Origin of the sequence: Hymenobacter sp. YC55, from assembly GCF_029433095.1 — a bacterium.
In the GTDB taxonomy this organism is placed as follows: Bacteria; Bacteroidota; Bacteroidia; order Cytophagales; family Hymenobacteraceae; genus Hymenobacter.
Genome location: NZ_JARNTX010000001.1, coordinates 2,987,563 through 3,012,220, shown reverse-complemented (window position 1 = coordinate 3,012,220; position 24,658 = coordinate 2,987,563). Strand labels below are relative to the sequence as shown.

The 24,658-nt window shown below is 52.8% G+C and carries 16 protein-coding genes; 4 read left to right on the top strand and 12 right to left on the bottom strand.

From position 1 onward, the window contains the following. Positions 1-367 precede the first annotated feature (367 nt). Complete coding sequence (locus tag P1X16_RS12425; RefSeq protein WP_277229206.1) at positions 368-2,059, top strand: AarF/ABC1/UbiB kinase family protein; 1,692 nt, start codon at positions 368-370, stop codon at positions 2,057-2,059. 59 nt (positions 2,060-2,118) lie between these two features. On the opposite strand, the gene P1X16_RS12420 is transcribed toward P1X16_RS12425, so the two are convergent. From P1X16_RS12420 to hppD, 11 genes are all read right to left on the bottom strand, one after another. Then, the gene (locus P1X16_RS12420) at positions 2,119-3,591 is read right to left on the bottom strand and encodes a glycoside hydrolase family 30 protein (protein WP_277229205.1); all 1,473 of its coding nucleotides are present in this window, start codon (positions 3,589-3,591) and stop codon (positions 2,119-2,121) included. Between the two features lie 44 nt (positions 3,592-3,635). Further along, positions 3,636-4,136 carry a helix-turn-helix domain-containing protein gene (locus tag P1X16_RS12415; protein ID WP_277229204.1) on the bottom strand — a complete coding sequence of 167 codons (501 nt, stop codon included), beginning with the start codon at positions 4,134-4,136 and terminating at the stop codon, positions 3,636-3,638. A gap of 201 nt (positions 4,137-4,337) precedes the next feature. After that, complete coding sequence (locus P1X16_RS12410) at positions 4,338-5,201, bottom strand: glycoside hydrolase family 16 protein (protein WP_277229203.1); 864 nt, start codon at positions 5,199-5,201, stop codon at positions 4,338-4,340. A 139-nt stretch (positions 5,202-5,340) separates the two neighbouring features. Further along, a complete protein-coding gene (locus P1X16_RS12405; protein WP_277229202.1) occupies positions 5,341-6,216 on the bottom strand; it encodes a glycoside hydrolase family 16 protein in 876 nt (291 codons plus the stop codon). A gap of 101 nt (positions 6,217-6,317) precedes the next feature. Next, positions 6,318-7,118: a PKD domain-containing protein gene (locus P1X16_RS12400; protein WP_277229201.1), complete on the bottom strand. Its 801-nt coding sequence runs from the start codon at positions 7,116-7,118 to the stop codon at positions 6,318-6,320. 33 nt (positions 7,119-7,151) lie between these two features. Continuing rightward, positions 7,152-8,696, bottom strand: a complete 1,545-nt coding sequence (locus P1X16_RS12395; protein ID WP_277229200.1) for a RagB/SusD family nutrient uptake outer membrane protein — start codon at positions 8,694-8,696, stop codon at positions 7,152-7,154. A 27-nt stretch (positions 8,697-8,723) separates the two neighbouring features. Then, positions 8,724-11,915, bottom strand: coding sequence for a TonB-dependent receptor (locus tag P1X16_RS12390; RefSeq protein ID WP_277229199.1), 3,192 nt, complete (start codon positions 11,913-11,915; stop codon positions 8,724-8,726). A 700-nt stretch (positions 11,916-12,615) separates the two neighbouring features. Then, positions 12,616-14,634: a 7TM diverse intracellular signaling domain-containing protein gene (locus P1X16_RS12385; RefSeq protein ID WP_277229198.1), complete on the bottom strand. Its 2,019-nt coding sequence runs from the start codon at positions 14,632-14,634 to the stop codon at positions 12,616-12,618. A 39-nt stretch (positions 14,635-14,673) separates the two neighbouring features. Next, positions 14,674-16,539 (bottom strand): cellulase family glycosylhydrolase, encoded by a 1,866-nt coding sequence (locus P1X16_RS12380; protein WP_277229197.1) that lies wholly within the window; start codon positions 16,537-16,539, stop codon positions 14,674-14,676. Positions 16,540-17,138: 599 nt separating this feature from the next. Beyond that, positions 17,139-18,875, bottom strand: a complete 1,737-nt coding sequence (locus P1X16_RS12375) for a phospho-sugar mutase (protein WP_277229196.1) — start codon at positions 18,873-18,875, stop codon at positions 17,139-17,141. A 464-nt stretch (positions 18,876-19,339) separates the two neighbouring features. Next, positions 19,340-20,473, bottom strand: a complete 1,134-nt coding sequence (hppD, locus tag P1X16_RS12370; RefSeq protein ID WP_277229195.1) for a 4-hydroxyphenylpyruvate dioxygenase — start codon at positions 20,471-20,473, stop codon at positions 19,340-19,342. 275 nt (positions 20,474-20,748) lie between these two features. Here hppD and P1X16_RS12365 point away from each other — a divergent pair, with 275 nt between their 5' ends. The 3 genes from P1X16_RS12365 to P1X16_RS12355 all read left to right on the top strand — a co-directional run bounded on the left by P1X16_RS12365 (position 20,749) and on the right by P1X16_RS12355 (position 22,419). After that, complete coding sequence (locus P1X16_RS12365) at positions 20,749-21,138, top strand: hypothetical protein (RefSeq protein WP_277229194.1); 390 nt, start codon at positions 20,749-20,751, stop codon at positions 21,136-21,138. 82 nt (positions 21,139-21,220) lie between these two features. After that, positions 21,221-21,565, top strand: coding sequence for a DUF952 domain-containing protein (locus tag P1X16_RS12360; protein WP_277229193.1), 345 nt, complete (start codon positions 21,221-21,223; stop codon positions 21,563-21,565). Positions 21,566-21,714: 149 nt separating this feature from the next. After that, positions 21,715-22,419, top strand: coding sequence for a hypothetical protein (locus P1X16_RS12355; RefSeq protein ID WP_277229192.1), 705 nt, complete (start codon positions 21,715-21,717; stop codon positions 22,417-22,419). Positions 22,420-22,648: 229 nt separating this feature from the next. Here the strand turns inward: P1X16_RS12355 and P1X16_RS12350 are convergent, their stop codons facing one another. After that, positions 22,649-24,079 (bottom strand): carbohydrate-binding protein, encoded by a 1,431-nt coding sequence (locus P1X16_RS12350; RefSeq protein WP_277229191.1) that lies wholly within the window; start codon positions 24,077-24,079, stop codon positions 22,649-22,651. Positions 24,080-24,658: the final 579 nt, after the last annotated feature.

The window sequence follows — 24,658 nt, the reverse complement described above, 5'->3', positions numbered from 1 at the left end:
TGTTGTGATGCTTAAAAACCCCGTTCGGATTGTCCGAACGGGGTTTTCTGTATTCTTACACGATTGTTTGAGTGGCCGCTGCTGTATGAATTTTGCTACAGCAAGTTTGGCGCGCTGGCCACTCCACAACAACGTGGTCCGACGTATTTGCACTGCTATACTGCGGTACGAAGGGTTTAGTACAATGAATTGAGGTAATTAGAAGCGTCGGGGATACCAAGGAATCTTACAAAATGCCGAAGTGTTTTTGTGCTGCTAGCTTGCAACTCGGTTATAAGCCTGGCAGTTTTCGTTGCTTTTTGCGAGCGACAAATTGAATCTTGTCGGAAATGTTGAGTTATTCAACTGCCCGTTTATCTGATGCTTGATGTTTAAAAACACGATTTCCAACCTGACTCGCATTCGGCAGGTAGCGGAGGTGCTTATTCGCTATGGCTTCGAAGATGCTGTAACCAGCACGCCTTTGCGGCGGCTGGTGCCTAAAAGCCGGCGTGCTTCGTGGCAGGAGGGCGAGCAGGCCGTGTTTGAAACCACACGCTGGCAGCGGATCCGGATGATTATTGAGGAGCTGGGGCCTACCTTTATCAAGCTGGCGCAGGCTATGAGCAACCGCGCCGACCTGCTGCCCCAACCCCTGATCGACGAGTTCGAGAAGCTGCAAAGCAATGTGCCGCCCTTCGATGTGCAAGTAGCCAAGGACATTATCGAGCGGGAGATGGGCCAACCAATCGATGAGGTGTTTTCCGAGTTTGATGACGTGCCGCTGGGCTCTGCCAGTATTGGGCAAGTGCACCGGGCGCGGTTACTTTCGGGCGAGGAAGTGGTGGTGAAAGTGCAGCGGCCGGGCGTGCAGGAAAAAGTGCGCTCCGACCTGGCCTTGCTGCACGAACTGGTACGGCTCACGGGGAATTTCCTGCGCAAGCAAGGGCTGAGCAACCCACAAGACGTGGTAGATGCCTTCGAGCGGAGCATGACCAAAGAGCTGGATTATACCTCCGAGGCCCGCAGCATGGAGCAGTTTCGCTCGCTCTACGCCACCTACGAGACCTTCTATATTCCTAAGCCGTACCGCGACATCAGCACGTCCCGGATTCTGGTGATTGAGTTTGTGAGCGGCTGCAAAATCACCGATAAGCCGCAACTGCTGGAGTGGGGTCTAAGTCCGGAAAAAGTGGCCGAAACGGGCATGGACATTTATCTGACGCAAATATTCGAGTTCGGGATGTTCCACGCCGACCCGCACCCGGGCAACGTGCTAGTGCGCCCCGATGGCACACTGGTGCTCATCGACTTTGGGATGGTGGGCAAGATGAGCAAGCAGCAGAAGTACGCTTTTGCTGGAGTATTTATCGGGATGGCTCGGCAGGACCCCCGCGGTATGGCCCTGAGCTTCCGCCGCTTGGCCATCACCTCCGACATTCCCGACATGCGCGCCTTCGAGGCTTCGCTGAGCGAGCTAATCGAAGATTTTGCTAGCCTCGACGTCAAGGACATGAGCATGTCGGATTTGGCGGAGGCGCTGCAAGGCGTTATTTATACGTATAAGCTGCAAGTGCCCGGCGCGGTATTCCTGATCCTGAGGGCCCTTGTTATTCTGGAAGGTATTGGGAAGGTGCTGCACCCGCGCTTCAATACGTTCGAGTTTGTGCGGCCTTACGGGGCACGCATCGTAGCCGAACAGTACTCGGCCGAAAACATCCTCAGCGAAGCTGAATATACCGGCACCCAACTGCTCGCCCTGATCCAAACGCTGCCCGCCGATATTCGTCAAATCGTGCGCAAAATCTCGCGCGGCGACTTGCGCGTGCGCGTCGAATTGAGTGGCTACCTATTGCTGCTGCGCAAGGCCGACCAACTGGTAAGCCGCGCAATTCTGGCGGCAGTCTCGGTGGCCATGATTCTGTTTGCGGGTTTGAGCTTGCTCGGAACGTACCCCGCCGGCCAAATGCCTTACTACCGCGGCTTGCCTGTGGTGACGTGGTACAGCCTGGGTATAGCGGCCTTTCTGCTGCTGATTCTCTTTATTCTGGGTTCCAAGAAAGAGCAGCGCGAGCAATAAAAAGGCCTAGCTACGCAAGCAGCCAGGCCTTTCTTAGTTAAGAGCTAAATCTGATCCAACTAGTTTACTACCATGGTCATAATGGAATGGGGGCGGCTATTGGCGGCAGCAGCTTGGCCTTTGATCCAGAGCTGAAACGGTTGCTCTTGGTCGGTGCTGTTCATGACCACTACCGCCACTTTGCCATCGGTATTGAGGAAGGCCGTGGTTTGCAGCACGTCGCGGCTGGCGGCGGTGGCAATGCGCTTGGCGCCGGGTCGGATGAACTTCGAGAAGTGGCCGATGTAGTAGTAGCTGTTAGTATAGAGCAGCTTGCCGCTCTTGGTATCGCCGATGATGGGAGCATAGCAGAAGTTGCCGACGTGGTTGGGGCCACCCGTCTCGTCGAGTAGCACATTCCAGTCGGTCCAGGCTACGGTACCGGCGTTGAAGTCGTTGATCATGGAATGGCCGTACCGCTCGCCTAATTTCCAGTCGTTGATGCCATTGAACTGAAAGTTCTCGACGCAGCCCTCGGTGAAGATCAGGTTTTTGGTGGGGTAGGTTTCGTGCACGCGGCGCAGGTTGTCGAACTGCATGGCCGAGCCGGTCCACGTTTCGTACCAGTGGAAACCCAGGCCCCAGTAGTATTGGCTGGCTTCGGGGTCATCGAAGAGGGTGCTAGCCCGTTGGTACATCAGGTCGCGGTTGTGGTCCCAGCCGATAAGCTTCTTATTGCTCATGCCGGCTTTCTTCAGTGTGGGGCCGAGGTAGCCCTTCACGAAGTCGCGCTCATCTTCGGCCGTGAACAGGCATGACTCCCACTTCTGCTTGGCCATGGGCTCGTTCTGCACCGTCAGGCCCCAGATTGGAATGCCCTGCTGCTCGTAGGCCTGAATGAACTTGATGTAGTAGTCGGCCCAGGTTTGGCGAAATTCGGGCAGTAGCTTGCCGCCTTGCAGCATGTTCTTGGTGTCTTTCATCCAGGCCGGCGGGCTCCACGGACTTACGTACATTGTCAGCTTGCCGCCCGCCGCCGCTTGGGCCTGCTTGATAAACGGAATCCGATACTGCTCGTCGTGCTTGACACTGAAAGTTTTCAGGGTCTTGTCGTTGTCGGCTACGTAGGTGTAGCTCTCACTCGAAAAGTCAGTGCTATGAATACTGGTGCGGGCCAACGTATAGCCAATACCCGCGGTAGGACTATAGTAGGCCTGCATAAACTCTTGCTGCTGCGCCTTAGGCAGTTTGGCAAAGGTTTCGGCCGAGGCATCGGTCATGGCGCCCCCAATACCGAGCATGGTCTGAAAGGTGTGGTTGGGGTCAACAAAAACCGTGGGCTGCGTTTCCAAGGGCTGCCCTACTTCCTTGAAGGAAAGTTTGTCGGTAGCCGTCAGGTGCAGTGCCGTATTGCTAGCGGTAGTATATACCTGCACCTGCTTGCCGGCGGCCGAATACGGCTTGGCAGGGAAAGCGGCTTTCTGGGCCTGAGCAGAAGTGACAAAAATACCAGCCAGCAGCGTGAGAAAGGCTGTTCGGGAAGGAAGCATCATGAGTAAAAAATCAAAAGCAAAGGAAGAGGCCACCTCGCGGCACCTCAGTTGTGCTCACCGGAGTAGGAGGGCTGCGCCACCTCATTGCCGGAGTCGGAAGAGGAGACAAGAAGGGTCTGGAGTCGTTGTAGCGCCTTGCCCACTGTAACCGGGCAAATTGATTTAGCATGGCCTTTTTCAACCAGGTAGTTTGCCAGCTGACGCAGCGTCCAGTAACGGGCCGAGTCGGCATTGCGGCGGGAAAGCAGGGCGAGCAGGGCCGCTTCCACAGTGGGAGTAAGCTTGGTGGGGGCACCTCCCTGAGGATGCGTGTTCAAGTAAGAAGTAAGCCCCTGACGCTGGTAGGCCCTCCGTAGCGCATACACCCGACCTTCGGTCATGGTTAGGCGCTGGGCGGTTTCAGTGGCTGAGTAACCCGCATGCCAGTCGAGCAGCATCTGCGCCCGGTTGATCTGCCGACGCACCAACTGCTCTTGTTGCAGGTAGTGCTGCACCTCCTGATGCTCGGCAGCCGACAACCGAAAAAACTGTTTTTGACGGCCCATATAAGTCGTATGAAAAGTGCATGAAAAGCAAGCCGAACCCCATTGCAGGGGCCAGAGCAGTAGCGGAGTAGTAAGAAATAAGTGTCAATAAGTAGGTTGCATAGCTGCCTCTACCCTTGGTATTGGCGTTGCTCTACTTACTATTTAGCTAGGGGCTGCTACTTATGAGGAACTGAAGAGCGGTGCTGAAGCATGCAGTTGTTACTGCTGCTTGAGCTTATAAAAACGCACATAGTCCACCAGCATTTGCTGTGGAAAGGCTGTTTCATCGATACCTTTTTTACCGCCCCACTCACCGCCCACTGCCACATTCAAAAGCAAGTGAAACGGATGGTCCCAGGGCCATGCTTCCCACCCGCTGTGTTCGTTGCGGCTAGTGAAGTAGGCTTTGTCGTCCACGAAGGCCGTAATGGTTTCTGGTGTCCACTCAATGGCGTACACGTGGAAAGCCTTAGTAGCGGTAGGAACGCTGATAGAGTCGGTTTTCTGGTTGTTGGTGCGGAAGTAATACTTTTTGCAGTGCGTGGAAGCCTGCACAACGGCTGGCCGGTAGCCCACATACTCCATAATGTCGATTTCACCGTTGGCGGGCCAGCCTTTGTCGCCGTACTTCCAGTCGTCGGGCAGCATCCAGATAGCGGGCCACGTGCCACGAGCAGCGGGTAGCTGGGCGCGTACTTCCACACGGCCATAAGTGAGGCTACCACCGCCTTTGGCCCTCGACACCAGCCGTGCCGATGTGTAGGGGTTTGGTGGGTTCAGGGCCTCGCGCCGCGCCTCAATGACCAGATTCCCTTTCTCAACGCGGGCGTTTTCCCGGCGTGCTTTGCTATAAAACTGCGCTTCCTTGTTGCCCCAGCCACTGCCGCCTACATCGTACGACCATTTCACGGAATCCGGCAAGCCAGTGTAATTGAACTCGTCGCTCCACAGTAACTTTTTGAAGGAATACTTGGGTGACTTGCTAGCATTGGGCTTGCTGACGCCAGGTGCCCCAAAAGCGCAAACCAGCAGCAAGAGCCCGGCACCAGATGAAAGCAACAGTTTGTTTGAAAGCAATTTCATGACAAAGAGTAAATCGTCAAGCCCGGTAAAGTGGCACAGTGCCTGCTATGGCCGAAGTAGTAGCCGCAAGGCAGGCTGCTTTAGGAGCTATTTGCGGATTTCTGCCGAAGGCTATGCACCGGCAGCCTCTGGCAGTGGCTTACTTGTACTGGTAGTAGCGTACATAATCCACCTGCATCTGCTGAGGCAGCACCGTAGTGGCATCGGGGTTACCGTCGAAGTTGCCACCAATAGCCAAGTTCAGCACAACAAAGAACGGGTTGTTGAAGGGGTACGGGCTGGCGTCGCTGCTCGTGAAGGTGTAGTACTGCTGCCCATCCAGAAAGAAGCGCAACAGGTCTTTGCTGCGCACCACCGAAAAGACGTGGAAGTCGTTGGAAAGGTCGTTGGCTAGTACTTGCGTAGTGCCTTTGTAGACGTGCTCGGCAGGGCTATTGCCGAAGTGCATGGTAGAAAGCAGCTCTTTCGGGCGGCTGCCCCGCAGCTCCATAATGTCGATTTCGCCGCAGCGGGGCCAATTGTTCTGGTCTATATCAGAGCCTAGCATCCAGATAGCGGGCCACACCCCTTTGCCTTTGGGTACTTTGGCTCGCACATCGATACGCCCATATTGGAAGCTTTGCTTGCCCTTGGTAACCAGGCGGCCCGAGGTGTAAGCGTTGCCCGCTTGCTGCGCCTGAATTATCAAGTTGCCACCGGTCACGTTTACGTTGTCGGTAGAATTGGTGTAGCTCTGTAACTCGTTGTTGCCCCAGCCACCGCCGCCTAACTCATACGCCCATTTGTTTTGATCGAGAGGACCCGCATCAAATTCGTCGCTCCACGCCAGCGTGGTGTACTGGCTGTAGTCGCGTGCCTCCTCGTTGAGGGCGGGTACGGTAGGAATAGGAGCAGGGATGTTCTTGGTTTTGGATTCGGTGCAAGACAGCAAGGTTGTAGTCAGCAAGGATAGGGCTAGCAAAATGCTAGCCCTATCCTTGTTCTGCAGCAGCCCAAATACGGGACGTGAATTCATGAAGTAGCGGTTTTTGCTACCTAAGATTAGGAGCTTAGGCAGGCAATCATCTTAAAGGTAAATGCTGTTTCACCAGCCCAATTGCTGCTGCGGCCTGTCAATTATTTGGCAATCATTTTGTACTGAAATACTGTGCCGCCAGGTTTGCCAGCCCGCAACACCATTTTCGTCGCGCTGATGTCAATGATGCGGTAGGTCTGATCGGGTACATCAGTTACTCCGATAAACGAGCCGGCCCGCTTTAGTTCAAGCATGGCATATCCCTGACCAGTGGCTGGTCCGAACGTAAAGTCGGAAGTGCCAGAGCGCGGCGCCTCGCAGGTTTGGGCCGGAGCTACCAACGTCCCGGTCTTGGCATCGTAGGTGAGAACATTAGCCGCCGTGAAAGTGTACTCATCATCGGACTGGCAGGTGGGCAGACCGTTGGCGGGTCCACCTGCGTAATACTGTCCCGGATTACCTTCGGTTCCCACTATAATGGGGGCTTCGGCTGCATTATCAAATTTCCAGGTCTTAGTTGAGCCACCCGTTAACAACTGCTTGACAATGTTGGCAATCTCAGGGAGTGCCACATCCTGTTTGTTGGAAACAGTATACCCTCTTGGTCCGGCAGCAGTAAGCTGTGCCTGAACGGTGCCACCTCTCTGATACTTGTGGGTTATGGTCTGACCTACGCCGGTTGTGCCATCACCAAAATCCCATTTGTACAAGAAAGCATCAGTACTGGTACTGGTGAAAGTGACTTCATTCGTAAGCCCAACTGTTTTGACAGCCGAAACAGTGAAGCTGGCTGTAGGCAAAGGACCTTTCAGTTCCCCTTGATCTTCTTTATCACAAGAAGCAACTAGCACCGAACTGCCGGTTAGCATCCAGACTGCCGCTTTGTTCCACGCATTTTTCATAAAAGTCAAATTGAAGTCGTTGTACAAAGCAGCCTAGTAGCCAGGGTTCTGGACCAAGCCAGGGTTAGCATCAATTTCCGACTGCGGGATAGGCAGTAATAAATTGTTTTCGGTTGGGGTCCCGTGCGGACTAGATTCGTAGCCTCTTAGCAACGCTGCCTGTTCTGTCATACGCTGAATGGTATAGGCATTGCCTCTGCGTTTGAGGTCAAACCACCGGTCAAACTCGAAGGCTAACTCGTACTTACGCTCCCGAAATACAGCCTCGGTGAAGTTAGCAGCAGGCATAGCTGTCAGGTCATGCGCGCTAGATGGTGTATTATAATCCAAGCCAAACGAGCGACGCCTTACCTTGTTGATGGCCTCTAAACCTTCTGTAGTAGGCCCGACAGCCTCTGCCAAAATCAGGTACACTTCGGCCAGGCGCATAACTGGAACATTCAGGCCCGAATCCCAGATATTAGTGTTCACCTTACCTACAAACCACTTCTTGCAGTTGTAGCCCCGCCGCGAACCGGTTGCCTTTTCTGACTGTTTGCCGCCATCAGGGTAGACATCGCCAGGCACCCAAACAGTAACGGCCTTGCGAGTGTCACCGGGCTCATAACCATCCACAAAATCTGGGTCTGGGATATTAAAGCCGTAGCCGCTACCAGGTGTCTGGTTTGCACCACGAGGACCAAAGAACTCGTTCATAGCGGAGCCGACAGTGTTTCGGACGTATGGATTATCGCTCGGATTCCGGCCGTTAACAAACTGCACTTCAAACAGCGACTCCTTATCATTCCGATTCTCGTTCGCCACTTTGAAATTATCGCCGTAGTTAGCCCACATGGTTTTGCCGGAGGTGTTAATTAGCTCACGGGCCCGTTGAGCCGCTTCAGTTTTCTTGCCTTCGGTGATGTAAACCTTCGCCAGTAGGCCCATAGCAGCCCACTTAGTAGCCCGCCCCAGGTTTACTCCAGAATAAGAAGGCTCGAGGTTGCCGATGGCATCAATTAAGTCTTGCTCAATCTGAGCATACACCTGCGCTGCAGGTGTCCTCGGAATATTTACAGCTGCCGGATTAGTAGGTGGGGCTGTGAACAGGGGCACGTCGCCGTAAGCTCTAACCAAGTCGAAATAATACTTAGCACGCAGAAACTGGGCCTCGCCGAGGCAGCGCTTTTGAACTGTGGGGTCCATATTCTGAATGCCTGGCACCTTTTGCAGCACAATGTTGGCCCGCTGGATACCAATAAACGAACCGCCCCACAGCCGTGTAGCTACAAAATTGGTGGTTGGGATGCTAAAGGCCTCAAGCTGCTTGTACTCGATACCATCATTGCCATCATCGCCTCCAGCGCTGGAAATATCGGCCCACATATCGAAAGCCCACATGGAAGCATTGTACTGGCCCTCTTTTGTCAACTCACTATAGGCAGCCGTTACGGCTTGAACAGCATCCTGCTGCGTTTGGTAGAAGGTGGCGTCTGTTACTTGGTCAACGGGAGCTTCCTCCAGAAATTCCTCGTCGCAGCTAGTTAGCAGTCCTAGCGTAAGTAGGAAAGCACTGCCAATCGTTTTTGGATTATTCATAAGTAAATAGGTGGGAATTAGAGGGAATTAGAATCCGATGCTGAGGCCGCCTGTGAACACGCGCGCTTGCGGATAAATACCTAGATCAACGCCGCTGCCGCTAACCTCTGGGTCGTAACCAGTGTATTTGGTTAGGGTCAACAGGTTCTGGGCTGTAAAGTACACGCGCAGTTGTGAGGCCGAAATTCGGTTCATAACGCTCTTAGGTAGCGTGTAGCCAAACGTTAGGTTTTTCAGGCGCACAAAGGAACCGTCCTCGATGTAGTGGGTCGATACCCGTAAATTGTTGTTAGGGTCACCAACGATAGCACGTGGTACGTCATTGCTAGTCCCCGGACCAGTCCACCGATTTAAGATGCGAGTCGTGCCATTGGTAGTGCCATACAAGGCATTCTCTGTGATGTAACGGTTGAGGTTGTAAATGTCATTCCCTTGCGAACCCTGAATAAAGAAGCTTAAGTCAAAGTTCTTGAATGTCAGTGTGTTGGTTACACCAAAGGTGAAATTAGGGTTCGGATTGCCGATAAACGTGCGGTCAGCATCGGTGATAGTCCCATCGCCATTTACATCCCGGTATTTAATGTCGCCAGGTGCCGTAGCAGCTCTTTGATAGAATTCGGCTTTGGCTGACCCTGCTTTGGCACTCTCATTGAGGGCGTTTAGCTCTTCCTGAGTCTGAATTAAGCCATCAGCTACATAGCCATAAAAAGAGCCGAAGGCCTGGTTCACATCATAGCGCACAATAGTGCCGCTCAACGAGCCCAGACCGTTGTACGGGACGCCGGTACCCAGAGACTCTAAGCTGGTCTTGTAAGCAGATACGTTCAGAGTAGTCGTCCAGCTTAAGGCTTGGTCGGAACCAGTGAAGTTGCGCGTAGTCAATGAGAAATCAATACCACGGTTGTAGGCCGAAGCGGCATTGGTATTTACTGACTCATAGGTGCCCGACACAAGGGATTGAGGTACTCCTGCAATCAAGTTAGGCGAGTTACGGTTATAGAGGTCGATGCTTGCCTCTATCCGGTTATCCAGGAAACCTAGGTCCACACCAAAATTTGCTTGGTCGTTGTATTCCCAGCGCAAATTAGGATTGGCCAAACGAGTTGGGGCTCCACCTGTATTAATGGCTCCATCTGGGCCGAGTGGATAAGTAGCCCCAAAGTTGATAGAATATAAGTAGGCGAAGCGACCAGCGTTCAACTCGTTGCCTACCCGGCCGTAGCCAGCCCGTAGCTTCAAGTTGCTGATTGTGCTATTACCTTTTAAGAAGTCTTCTTCGGAAATACGCCAGCCCACTGACGCACCAGGAAAGAAGCCAAATTTCTCGCCGGGTTGAAACCGAGAAGAACCATCGTAGCGAGCAACAGCTTGAAAAATATACTTGCCACTAAACTCGTAGTTAAGGCGAGTAAAGTAACTGGCAAGGCGCCGGGGGCGGTCAACAGTACCCCCGTTAGTCAAGAGCGTATTAATGGGGCCAGAATTGATAGTTTGCAGGTCGTTGCGTAAATATTGGTCGCGGCTAGCCGACACGTTGCTAAAATTGAACTCCTGAGCCGATTGTCCGAGCAGCAGCGTTACCTGATGTTTCTCTGCAAACGTATGGTCATAGGTTGCAGTGTTTTCAATCAGATAAGTCGGCGCGTAACTTGAGTTAGCGTTACCCCCAGCGTTGATGTAGCGCTGCGTATACCCTCTCAAGTCCGGACCTTTAGGGGAAAACTGATTGAAATTGTCGAAAATGAAGTCTGCCCCGACGTTCGTGCGGAAACGCAGGCCTTTCAAAGGCTCCAACTCGGCGTAAAAAGTGGTGAGGGCCCGGTTGCGGGTAAATTTCTGGTTGGCACGCAGAGCCGTAGCCAATGGGTTTTCCTCTGTGAAGTTGTCTGCGTCGTTGTTTGGCTGGTACCAATAGCCATCAGGTCGATAAGCCTGCACAGTAGGAGGAATGCGTAGCAGTTGTTGCACCGCACCGTACTCGCCGTTGTTAGTTGAAACTTGGCGGTCGTTTAAGTGAGTTAGCTGAATAGTATTGCCAACTCTGAAAATTTTGTTTAATCGCACATCGCCATTAGCACGGATCGTAAAACGCTCGAACTTAGACCCTAGAATGATACCATCTTGCTGAAAGTAAGTGCCCGATAATGCATAGGTGGCTTTCTCACTGCCGCCTGTAGCAGAAAGGGAGTAATTCTGGATTTTGGCTCGCCGGAACAGCAAGTCTTGCCAGTCAGTGCCTCCATTTAGCGAATCATTTAGAGCAGCAGGATTGCGTAACTTGGGCAGCGCAATGGGCTGGCCAGCCGCAATGCGGGCCTCGTTGTTGATCGTAGCATACTCTTCAGCATTGAGCAGGTCCAACCTGCGAGCTACAGTCTGTACTCCTCGATAAACATCCAGGTTAATGCTCGTTCGACCAGCTTTGCCGCGCTTAGTGGTGATAATGACTACTCCATTGGCGGCTCTTACACCATAAATAGCGGTAGCAGAAGCATCTTTTAGAACGTCAATAGTCTCGATATCATTGGGGCTGATGCTGGTTAATTCACTATTCGTTGCATTACCATTACCATCCACACCAGTTGGTAATGGGAAGCCATCTACTACATATAGTGGAGAATTAACACCTGACGATGTGATACCACGCACGCGTACCGAAGTACCCGCCGCACCACCAGGAGCCCCCCCATTTGAGGTAATAGTAACCCCTGATACCTTACCTTGAATAGCTTGCGTTGCGTCAGCTACTGGTTGGCGCGTTATTTCTGCTGCCCCAACCGACGAAATAGCCCCCGTTACGCTCCCTCGCTCTTGAGTGCCATAACCTACTACAACTACCTCGCTCAGCGCGCGGGTGTCTTCTATTAAGCTAACGTTCAGGCTGGTAGTAGCACCTGAAATCGTTACTTCTTTGCGGCCGAAACCTACATAGCTGAATATCAGCGTAGAGCCTTCCGGAGCGTTAAGTGTGAAGCCGCCATCAGAGTTGGTGGTTATACCCTGCGTGGTGCCTTTCACGATGATGGTAACACCTGGTAAAGGGTCGCCATTTTCCCCCGTTACGCGGCCCGATACCGGAACATCAGCTACTGTGGTGAGAGGTGAGACGGAAGTAGCGTTTCGCGCTTCCGCGAAAGAGGCAGACAGCGTTAGCAACCCGCAGGCTGCCAGTGGTACTGCGCGCCGTAATCCCAAATACGAGTATTGCGTACGATTCATATGTGGTGGAGAAAAGTGTGGGAATTAAATAGCGCTGACTTTCCCTGCTGGAAGCAAAAGCCAGTCGTAAAAAGAAGTGGATCAGGATAGAGCGCAGCGGGCATACCCTTGCCGCTGCGGCAGCAAGCTTGCGGGCCACTGCAGTACGCAGCGGTCAATTGTAGCTCAAGAATGGTAGTGGGGTAGTACTCTTTCGCAGCTTGAATACTGCTGTAAAACAGTAGCAGCTGTGAGGGCAAAGTAGTTGCTACCGCAGGCAACCTCAATGGGGTTGAGCCTGTCTAGTGAGGCAGCGGATACGAACACTTGCTTGCGGGCTCCTTGCTTGCTATGTGCAATTGAGCGAGACTGGTGCGGACCGAAAATTAGCTGTGGCTGATGTGAGTGCTCACTCACAATGCAGCGAAGAGAGGAATAGGTGGGGCAGAACATAAGAGCGATGGGATGCCCAAATATACCCGACCTTATTTCTAAAAATCAAGCGAAAACCCCGCCCCAAACGTTTGCAAAGGGCGTTTTCGTTTACATCGCAAAAAAGTTTGTACGCTTACATCACCCACTTTACAGCCGCTTTCTGCGTCCCTTGCCCTTAAATGTCACATCTAACTTGATGACAGCTGACGTGTAAAAAACAAGTAAAAAAATGAAGATTTTATCCACTTTTTTTCTCGTTTCTAACTCGACAGCTTTAGCTGTTCGGCTAGTGTGAAGTTCCCGCCGCTAAGGCAGCTGCTTCGTCGCTGCTTTCGTCGTTCTCGTTGCCGGAATCATCTAGCAGCAAACGGGTCCAGCTTTCATCCTCGGGATGTTCAGCGGTCTGCCGGCGAATAGCATCGCCTACCTTCTGACTGAAGCTCCAACAAGTCGCTCGGCGCAGATCAAGCACCCGAGAAAGCTCTTGGGCCGAATAGTTGCCTTTGTGCGTGTGCAACAAAAACACCGCATAAAATGCCTTTACTATGGAGAACTTACACTTCTGTAGCAGCGTGTACGCTGTGGCCGATTCCACGTAGCGGCAGCGGGTACAGCGGCGCGAATGGGGCTCCCGTCCTTCGCAATAGTTGTCGTGACCACACTTGCGGCAGTGGTAGCCATGTGCCCATTTCAAGTCAGCGAGGTAGGTTAGGCAGGCATCTTTGTCAGGATAAATTTGGCTGAATTCGCCGAAGTCCACTTCTTGTGAAAGAACTCGTGCCGTCTGAGCCTTTTGCAAATCCAGCTGCAAATCGGCGTTTAGCTTTTCGATGGCTGCTGATTGCAGTGCTAGTAACCCGTTGGCTTGCAGCAATTCCCGATTCTGCGCCGCAATAGTTTCGCCTTGCAGCTGCAATTCCTGCGTGCGCTGCGCCACCAACTTTTCCAACTCGGAGTTCAACTGATCTTTCAGCTCCTCGTTTTGGCGAAGCTGTTCCACAAGTTGCTCTTGCACTTCCTGCTTTTTGCGCAACTGCTTCACTAAGCGGTGTTGCGCCCGCAGCGTTGACTCCTGAATCGTTTTGATTTTGCTGCCTAGCGCATAGGAAAGCACCACCACTTCTAGCACAAAAGCTGCATTCATGCTGTACACCGTGTAGGTGTTAGTGAACGTATTGATGCCAAGCTTACGCAACAGCAGGAACAGCACGCTAACGGCTACCAATGAGTGAGAAAGCAGTATGAAGCGCGCCGGCTGGAATCCGCGTTGCCACACTCTTAGGGCGGCATAGAAAAGCATACCATAGGGCAGTGTGTATAGCCAGATGCCTACGTCTGTTTTCCACCACAGAGCATCTATTAGCAGCACCACTACGCTAAACTGAATGACGGTGCGCAACCAACGGTCGTACTGTGGCAGGCGCTGCGCCGTATCCAGGAACTGGCGCGCATAATAACCAAACGTAAGCAGCAGCAGCGGCGGCGACCCTACCTCCACCACTTTGTTGAGCCACGGATACTCTGGCCACAGATATTGGAACCCCAAGCCGTCTTCTGACAGGAATACAAGGCTGCAACTCAGCACGTATCCCACGTAGCGCAAGTATGTTTGCTCACCCGTGAAAAAGAACAAGCAGAAGTTGTACACCACCATGATCAGCAGGATACCATAGAAGCCGCCCAGCAACCCGTACTCGGTCTGGAAGTGCTCGGCAATACCCTGTTCGGTGCGTAACCGGGACAGAAAGCTGGTCTTACTACTAGATTGAAGCCGCAAATAGTACGTCTGTACCTGGTCTGTGCTGAGCGGCAACCGCATCAGGTAGTTCTTGTACCGGTACGGCCTCGACGTGAACGGCCAGTCGGCACCGGTGTGCACCTCGCCTTGCTCACTAGCCGCGTCAGGATAGAAAATGATGTTGTTGAGGTGAGAATCGAACAACTCTAGGTACCAGTGTTGAGGCTGCGGCCCCTTCGCTAATACCTTCAGGCGCAGCCAATAGGCAGAACCTGGATGCTCCATATTGGTGGCAGTACGCGACCCGAGCACGAAACGCGCTTGATGTTCGGGCAGCTGAACATCGTGTAGGGTTAGGCGCCCAGTGGAATCTTCGAGCACACTATAGTTATAGGGCTCAATGAAGAGTTCGGCGCGACTAGCCTCTACTTGGAGAGGCTGCTCAGGACCTAGGAAAGGCGCACCTGAGCCGGGGGTAGCAGAAAGAAGAGCCGTGAAAGAAAGCCACAGCCAGTGCCAGACATAAGTCAGGCTGCGAGGGTTGGGGGAATTGATAGTGCGGAGCATGGGAATTCTAAGTTAAAGAAAGTCCCGCACTAGTAAATACTATTGGCCTCCTTGCGAAGCGGTGCCCGGCGTTGCAAATCGTAACCAACTGATTACTGCCCCCGGCTGCTCTACATAAAGTTGCAGGGTATGCTTTCCGGCAGGCAAAGTCACTGTCCCACCCGATACAGTTTGCCACGCGTCGCCGGGAACGGCCGTAATGGTCGTTACAGCCTCTTTGCTGTCTAGCTTGAGGGAAAGTTTCGCTGGCGCCTTTGTGGTATTTACTACGCGTGCCTGGACAGCAAAAGTGCCTGCTTTTGGGATAGTTACGGTGTAGTTAAGCCATTCGCCGGCGGTGGTATGGCCTACGGCAAAGCCGTTGGATGCCGCATCGGTAACGGCTTCAATATCTACGCCGTCATTGCGGTAGGCGCGGCCTTGGTTGTGCGGGGTATGCTTGGTAAAGTCGGTGCGAGCTGCATACTCATCGAAGTATGCTGTACCGTTGCGGCCTAAGTCGTAGTCAGCCGCCTGAATGGTGCCGGGTAGCGCGTGAGTGGTAAAGGGTTGCGTCGCGGTGGGCTGCATAAGGGCCGTTATGACGTCCTTATTGATGGTGCAGTTGCTAAATAAGCTGTTGCGCAACAAGGCGGTGCGGCCTTCGGCCGTGAGGATACTGCCATAGGCAGGCACTCGCAGTAGGCTAGTTGGGCCGGCTACGCGCTTTAGGGTCCAATGGCACCACCCAATGTTGCGTGCGTTCAATTCCTGCACCGCTGCCGAAAACCATTCATTGGAATTCTCGCCAGTTTCCCCTACCCACACGGGCACTTTCCACTGGTCACGGAATGCAACTAGGTTATGGATAAGATTGATCTGCAACGGATTGGGGTCGCCGGTTTGTGGATCGTTGGGGCACCAGTAGCGGTGTGCATTATATACTAGGTTGCGCTTGTCTTTGCTTTGCAGCTTATCTGGGGTAAGGTTGGTGTACTCGTTGCCGTAGCCGTTGCCTTCCAGCATCAGCAGGTGCTGGTCTCCTTGTTTGCGCACAGCGTCAATCAGGCGGCTATAGAGCACGTTCAACTCCGAATTGTTGCCAGTGAGGCCGTTGGCAGTGGTCATGCCGTTGGGCTCATTGATGAAGTCGTACATAGCCACCCGCGCGTCGGCTTTATAAAGGGCCGATAGTTTCTCCCACAAACGCACGGTCAGGTCCTGATAAATCAGGCGGCCTTTGGCGTCGCGACGCTTCCAAAGATCCAGCGGCACCAGACAGTCGCTGATGTTGCGGTCGGCACCTTGGCCGCCGGGCGCGGCATGTAAATCCAGGATGACATAGAGCTTGTTGGCGGCGCACCAAGTAAGTACATCGTCAATGATGCGGAAGCCATCCAAGGCCTTGGGGTCGGTGAACAGCTGATTTTGGTCGTACCAGGTGCTAAGGGCTTGCACGTAGCCATCCACATCCTTCGGATTTTGCAGGGCCTTGGTACGAGCCCGACGCTGCTCAGCTGTGAGGAACAAGTCGTAGTGAAATGGCAGGCGCACGCAGTTAAACCCCTGCTTGGCAATGAAATCAATATCCGCCTTGGTAACATAGTTGGCTCGATACTGACGGTAAAAGTCTTCTACTGCCGCCTCGGGCATGCTGCGGAGCATGGCTTGCTGAATGCGCCACTGTGAGTTAAGAGAATCGGTTTCGAGGATGTAGCTTTCCTGTAGCAGCCAGCCCCCAACGTTTATTCCGCGCAGCACCACCGGGCGGTTGCTGGCATCCACAATAGTTGGCCCATCGGCCCGCAACATGCTCAGCGCCTGAGCCGCTGCGTTAGAAATCAGTAGGTGCCAACCACAGGACAAGAAGAATAGCACACGCAAAATCTGCCGCGTGTTAGCGCCGGAAACCAGTAGCTTACTCATAAATAAGGTGGGAAAGGAGAGTACGAGCGGTACACGAAGCAGGAAGTGACTTACTTCGCTTGGATTTCGGCAGGGTAGGGCTTGGTGCATTTCAAGACCAAGCAAAGCGTAGCAGATGAAGGCCTATTTGTTTCTACCAGCGGAATGGCAGAGAAAGTGAGGCTTCAGTAGGAAGGCGGCGGACAGTGAGCCCGTTTTTGGGAACCGGTATAGGCGGCTGTTGAAACCAAATCTATAGGCACGAACCACCAAATACAAATACTAAATGTGCCTTCAACTACGTGAAACGCACTATAATGCGCTTCCTCGTACGCTTAGTACACACGAATCAACGGCACTTTCTTGGTGTACATATCTCGCAAGTGCAGGTGTTGCAGATCACCTAAGCAGCTAACAAACAATCAAAAAAAGCAGATACTTAATCGGTAAAGGGGAAGGCTTGGTCTTGGTCAAAGAATGGAAATTCCTCGTTGCGAAAGCAGTGTACCGTTTCAGTGCTTTCGGCAAGGCTGCCACAAGTTCTAATAGATTAGTGTGTATATACTAAAAGGGCCGAGCAGTATACTGCTCGGCCCTTTTAGTATGTAAAAACAAGATGCTTATTTCAGCTGCATATCCTCAATAACGGCAGTAATCCGTTCGCTAAGCTGCTGCTCTCCCTTCTCGAAATCGGCGGCAGAGGCCAGCGGGGCCTTCATGCTGAAGTAGAACTTGATTTTCGGCTCGGTACCGGATGGGCGGGCTGAGATTTTGCTGCCGTCGGCAGTGATGAACTGAAGTACGTTGCTGGTTTCGAGGCCGGTGGGCTTCTCCTGGCCTGTGCGCAAGTCCCGGATTTGACCGGTTTGGTAATCGCGCAGTTCCACCACTTCCGAGCCGGCAATAGTAGCTGGGGGGTTGGCCCGCAGGTCGCGCATCATCTCCTGAATCTCTTCGGCACCGCGCTGACCTTTCTTGGTGAGCGAAATTAGGCTTTCGCGGTACAAGCCGTAGGTGGCGTACATCTGGGTCATTTCCTCGTAGAGGGTGCGACCGTTGTCCTTGGCTACCGCTGCCATTTCGGCTATCATGGCGCAGGCAGATATAGCATCCTTATCGCGCACGAAGTCACCGATCATGAAGCCGTAGCTTTCTTCGCCGCCACCAATGTAGGTTTCCTTGCCTTCCAACTCGCGGATCAGGCCTGCAATGTATTTGAAGCCCGTCAGGGTCTGGTAAGACTTCACACCGTAGGAATTAGCAATGTCGCCGAGCACTTCGCTGGTCACAATGGTGTAAACGATGAAGTCTTTGTCGGTCATCTTACCGGCTTGCTTGCGGGCCGACAGTAGGTAGTAGGTTAGCAGGGCAGCCGTTTGGTTGCCGTTCACGAGCACCCACTCGCCAGCGGTATTTTTCACGGCAATACCTACCCGGTCCGCGTCGGGGTCGGTGGCTAGGATGATGTCGGCATCGAGTTCCTTGGCTTGGTCGAGGGCCATTTGCATAGCCACCTTCTCCTCGGGGTTAGGCGAAAGAACCGTGGGAAAATTGCCGTCTGGCGTGGCTTGTTTCTCTACAATATGCACGTTGGTGAACCCTAACTGGGCCAACGCCTGCGGTACCAGCGTAATGCCCGTACCGTGAATTGGGGTGTACACGATTTTAAGATCGTGCTGGCGCTGAATGGCCGCGGGGTTTATGCTGAGCTCCTTTACCTTAGCCAGGTATTTAGCGTCGATGTCAGCACCGATGATGTGCACTTTCGATTCGTCGGCCTGGAACTTCACTTCATCTACGGAGTGGATGGCTTCTACCTCCCGGATGATGTTCTTGTCGTGCGGTGCTACCACCTGAGCTCCGTCGTTCCAGTATACTTTAAAGCCGTTGTACTCCTTAGGGTTGTGCGAAGCCGTAACAACGCAGCCGCTCTGGCAACCCAATTCTCGAATAGTGAACGAGAGCTCTGGTGTGGGGCGTAGTGCCTCGAATAGATACACAGTAATGCCGTTGGCCGAGAAGATATCGGCCGCAATCCGAGCAAATTCTTTGCTGTTGTTGCGCGAGTCGTGCGCTACAGCCACCTTGATTTCCTGACCGGAAAACTGCTGTAGCAAGTAGTTGCACAAGCCCTGCGTGGCCATGCCGAGGGTGTAGCGGTTCATGCGGTTGGAACCGGCACCCATCACGCCTCGCAACCCACCCGTTCCAAATTCCAAGTCCCGGTAGAAGGCATCGGACAGGAAGTCTTCCTGATTTTGAGACTGTAGTTGACGAATTTCGTCTTTGGTGGCGGCGTCGTAGTTACCGTTGAGCCAAGTATCTATTTTTTGGAGAACTGCGGAGGTCAGAGCCATAAAGAATAAGCTGAGTTAGGAGAGAGGCAATGGTACGGCAGTAAAGAAAACAGGTTTGCATGAAAAAACAGGCAAGCCACTGCAAGCATAGCAGCCGACTTGTCTTTATTGAATTATCGTTTTTCTGAGAATAATACCGGCCACAAAGCTGAGTGTCAAAGGTGTAAAAACTGGTAAGTCAGACAAAGCCATGTAAAGGCATCTTTATAAAAGACAATTATAAATTAAAATTTATATTCAGGCATAACATTATAGTAGCAATAAGGGAGCAACAGAAGCAAAAGCACACTTAACTATTTTGAGCCTAAAAGTGGCGAAGTTGCTATTAGGTATATAGCAAGAAGAAGCGTCGACAGGCATGATTAAGAAACTCCTCTGTGGAAGTTTTTTAGGCGTGCCTGCCGACGCTTCTTTATGGTACGGCTACTCCAGCTGCAATAAAAAGCTACAGCCTTATGAACTGCTTACAAGTTGCCACGTAAGCCTTGCTCACGCTCAATGGCTTCGAACAGAGCCTTGAAGTTGCCTTTGCCGAAGCTTTTGGCGCCTTTGCGCTGAATGATTTCGAAGAACACGGTGGGCCGGTCTTCCACTGGCTTAGTGAAGATCTGAAGCAAATAGCCCTCTTCGTCGCGGTCCACGAGTAGGTTCAAGTTGCGCAAGCTGTCTAGGTCTTCATCAATATGTCCGACGCGGTCCAATAGGTCCTCGTAGTAAGAAGCAGGCACGGTTAAGAACTCTACGCCGCGGCGGCGCAACTCCGAAACGGTAGACCGAATGTCGTGGGTGATGAGGGCCATGTGTTGCACCCCAGGCGAGTGATAGAAATCGAGATATTCCTCGATCTGGCTTTTCTTTTTGCCTTCGGCGGGTTCGTTGATAGGGAATTTCACGAAGCCGTTGCCATTGCTTACCACCTTGCTCATCAGAGCCGAGTATTCGGTGCTAATGTCGTCGTCGTCGAAGGTGATGAGGAGCTTGAAGCCCATCACGTCTTCGTAAAACTTCACCCACTGGTTCATTTCGCCCCACCCAACGTTGCCCACGCAATGGTCAACGAATTGTAACCCAACGGGTGTGGCCTGCGGCACATTGCTGGTACGCGCCACAAAGCCAGGTAGGAAGGGGCCACTGTAGTTGCTGCGCTCAACAAATGTGTGCACAGTTTCGCCATAGGTATAGATGCCGGCCAGCGTTACAGTGCCGTGCTCGTCTTCCAAGGTGTAAGGCTCGAAGGCGACTTTTGCCCCGCGCTTGGTGGTTTCTTCAAACGAGCGGCGGGCATCGTCCACCCACAGCGCCATTACCTTTACGCCGTCGCCGTGCTGGGCCACGTGCCGCGTGATGTCGGAGTCGGGTAGCAGGGAGGTGGTCAGGACGAAACGGATTTTATTTTGCTGCAGCACGTAGCTGGCCCGGTCGCGCACACCAGTTTCGGGACCAGCATAGGCCACCAGCTCGAAGCCGAAAGCGGCCTGGTAGAAATAAGCCGATTGCTTGGCATTACCGACGTAGAATTCGATGTAGTCGGTGCCGTTCAGGGGCAAGAAATCCTGAGCGGAATGGGCCTGTACGGCCGGGGAGGTCATGGTTTGCATACTATTGGGTGGGGATGGGTGGACAGATGCAGGTAAAAATAATGCTTTGGTAGAGATTGACGGAACAACAAGTAATTGCCTGCAAGAGTCAGCGTACTTTGCTAAGGCGTACTTCAACAAAAGGGCACCGAAAGGACCTTAAACTTTCATAACCAACAGCTACTCTCTGCCCTAACCTTGCACTATTCTTCGTAAAATTGTGGTGAGGAAGGGGCACTGCACAGAAATCAGTGAAAGCTCCCCACCTTTTTTACTTAACCTATTGCCTTACGCTTATGAATTTGGAAGAGCTGAACAGCGCCCTCGTTACCCTGATCGAGAAAAAGCAGGTGCTACACGACATGAAGTACGACGATGCTCGTTACGACGATGTAGAAGAGGAGCTGCACGATCTGGAAGACGATTTCAATGAAGAGTATGGGGCCTACTTGGAAGCTGCACTCGACAAAGTGCACACCGACCTCAACTCCGACACCGATGTGCTGCTGCCCACGGCTTATCTGCCCTCAAGCATCGGTGGCACGCCCTCACCCAAAGAGGGTGTGTGGGTTGATTCAGAAAAATATCCGGGTAAGGAAGCCCGCATAACGCTGGTGCCTAACCCAACCCGCATTGTGTTAACTGTTGGCAAGGCCGTGCAGCAGGAGCTGTGGAAAGCTAGCTAATCAGTTTAATAGGTGAATTTCTTGGACTGCTAAATGGTTGGCCGTTATGTTATCAACCGTTTAGCAGTCCAATTAGTGTAACATGCTGTACCGCATAGCCGAGCCACTCGACTGGCAACACGCCCAGCAAACAGGCTTCTTCGCCAGCGCCGACTTAGCTGCCGAAGGTTTTATTCATAGCTCCGAACGCAGCCAAATTCTAGAAACCGCGCGCCGCTATTATGCTGGCCGGATGGATCTTATGCTGCTGGAGTGGGATGAGCAGGCGTTAGTCACCGCGGGCACGCGGGTGGAGCGGGAGTGGGTCGAAACCCGCCAAGAGCACTTTGCCCACATCTTTGGTCCGGTGCCGCTGGCGGCTATTCGACGCCATTGGCCTTTTGCCGCCGATGCTGCTGGCAATTTTCATTTGCCGGAAGGGCTGTAGAGAAGAAACTGGTTGGCTATACAACCATTGGCGAGATTGTTGCCCCTGTTAACTATGCAAAACGGTTATACTGGGCTACTATGCGTCAAATTATACTACTAAGTTGCCTGGCAGGGCTAACGAGCTGCGGCTCCACTTCTTTTTTGACCATGGCACCAGCCCAAGTAAATGGGCCTGGACGAAACGGCCATCCCACAAGTCTTAGCTACCACCCCGACAGCGTGGAGGTGCAGGTAGGATTCGTGCGCTACGAGCCTACAGAACTGGTATTCGAGGTGGAAATCGGCAACGACTCTAGTCGGCCCGTGCTAGTATCGCCGGAAACGTTTTTTTATGCGCCCGTCGATACCGCGTCGGCTACTACTACTGCGGCGCTGCAGCCCCGTGTAGCTGCCGTCGACCCCGAGCTTCACTTGAAGCAGTTGGCAGTTCGCCTCAAGCAAGAAGCAGCCAAGGCAGAGAAGGTCAGCTGGTTTGAGATTCTGACCACCGTATCGAATGTGGCAGAAGATATATCAAGCATTAAAAAGAAAGAAACCGACGAGCAAGTGGCTGAACGCGAGGAGCGCCATCAGAGCACCGAAGCCTATTTCGACGAGCAGCGTGAGCAACACGCCCAGCAGGCCGACAACTTGTACTCCCAGCACCAAACTATACAGGAAGTAGCGCTACGCAAAACCAACATTAAGCCCGGCGAGTACGTGCGGGGTTACGTATACTTCCCCCGCACCGATATGGCCCGGCGGTTGCGCGTTGTGGTCTTCTTCAACGAGCGGCCCGTCACTTTCGACTTCACGCAGCAATCTGGCTTACAATACAACAGCTCAACTGCGGCTACCGCTACGGCGCGCTAGGAACTTCAAGACCGAGTAGAAGCAACTAGTAAACTTCCTGTTACCTGCTAGAAAGATAGCATAGTGGCCGGCCATCGTGTTTCATCTGATTTCGTGCAAAAAGTTGGTATACAGCAGGAACAGCCAGTGAACCTAGCTGTTGAAGCCAAATAAAATGACAACCACCTCACAACAAAGGCCAGCCGACAATCGGCTGGCCTTTGTTGTGAGAGGACAATAAGCGTTACGGTTATTGCTTGCTGAATTTGGTGACCTGCTTCTTCTGGTCGGCGCCTATGACCACCAAGGTGTAAAGCCCCGGCTGTAGCTTCGAGATGTCTAAGGCTTTGCCAGTGTAACGGCCGCTCCATACTTGCTGGCCTTGCATATCGAGGATGCTGACTTCACCATCCGTAAGTCCACTAACCGTCAGCTTATCCGCCACTGGATTAGGATACAGTGATAAACTACTCACCTTTGCTGGATCTGCGAATTGAGTAGTGGTCTGCGCTGTAAGCGCAGAGCTTTGCTTGGTGATGCGCAGCCAGTTGAAGTTCCAACCGCCGGCCTGGGCAAACACACCAAAATTGTAAGTGCCTGCATTCACAAACACAGTATGCGAAACCGTGGTCCAGTTTTGCCAGCCGCCCGTAGCGGGAATGGTTACGGTGCCGAGTTGGGTGGAACCAGCATTAAGGTCGGCTGACAAGCGGCTGCCGCTCGGGCTAGCCACGCGGTACTCGATGGTGTAGTTGCCCGAAGTAGGGAAGTTAACACTGTTATAAGCCATCCAGTCGCCAGCATCAATGTAGGCTACGTTCTGGCCGCCGCCCGTATCAGCGCAGTTTTCCAGTTGTACCCCATTCATAGAGCCGTAGCTTTCCGCCTGAATTTGGGTTGCGGTTGGCGTTGGCGTAGTGGTGCCGGTTTTCTGGTAGACCCGCACATAATCGACATACATGGTGGCAGGAAGCTTGCTTTCATCTACGGTCTGACCGGGCCAGTTGCCAGCTACCGCTAGGTTCAGGAGCAGGAAAAATGGCCGGTGAAATTCCTCGGTGCTGCCCGTGTTGTTGAGGATGCTCATGACATGGTACTGCGTGCCATCCAGAAACCAGCGGATAGAGCTAGCATCCCATTCCACGGTGTACACGTGGTAGTCCTGAGGCGTTGTCACTACGCTGCCGCCATACTCGGCGTGGCCGTTGCTGTCCCAGTGAGGCGTGCCATAAATCTTGTTTTCCGAGTTGATGTGCTCCATCACATCAATTTCGCCGCAGGCCGGCCAACTCACAGTATTGATGTTGCCGCCCAGCATCCAGAACGCTGGCCACAAGCCTTGGCCGAGGGGCAGTTTCATACGGGCCTCGATTTTGCCGTAAGTGAACTCCTTGCGGCCTTTGGTAATCATGCGCGAAGAAGTGTACGGCATGCCGCCCACCGTTTGCTTGCGGGCCGTGATGAGCAGATTGCCATTGGCGACCGAGGCATTAGCCGCCTGATAATATTGCTTTTCGTTGTTGCCCCAGCCGCCGCCGCCCGTCTCGAACTGCCAATCGGGGCTGATGCTGCCGTTGAACTCGTCGGCCCAGACGAGTTGATAGGTTTGGGCTTGTGTGGCAATATGACTTAGCAGCACACAAGCTGCTGCGCCAAATAAAGAGCGTAAAGTGGTTTTCATGGTGGTAGAGGTAAGTTGGTGGGAAGAAGAAGGAACAAAAAGTAAGTAGCGCCTATGGAAGCGTCCAGCAATTCAGCGTGCCAAGTAGTCTTGGCTCTTATACATTGCCGGAACTATTGCAGTTGAATCATCCTGCTATAGTGCAAGGAAGTAGAGGCACTACGTATGCGGGAGCCGCCGCCGGTACTGCCTAAATGTTTGGACTATGTCCACTAAATGCAAGCCCCAAAATGGCCCCCTGGTTCTCAAAAAGAGTTATAAGATCCAGGACTTAGCACAAAGTGTACACCTACTGCACAAGGCACAAAGCTGCTAAAGCGGTAGTATACTGCTGATGCTTGTGGCACTACGCAACAAAATTGTCGCTTAAACAACAAGCTACTCCACGGCTAGCTAGTAAGGCTTTGGTGCAAATGCCAAAATGTTATTTGCTCCCATCAGGCTACCATGTCATTGCTAAAGCCAAAAGTTAGCAGCTTAGTGTGCCTAAGCTGAACGTTCTTCGAATACAAATGCCCTTGGCTACGTTATATAAAGTAGTAAGCATTTCTTGGCTTTACCCATTGTACAACACCAACA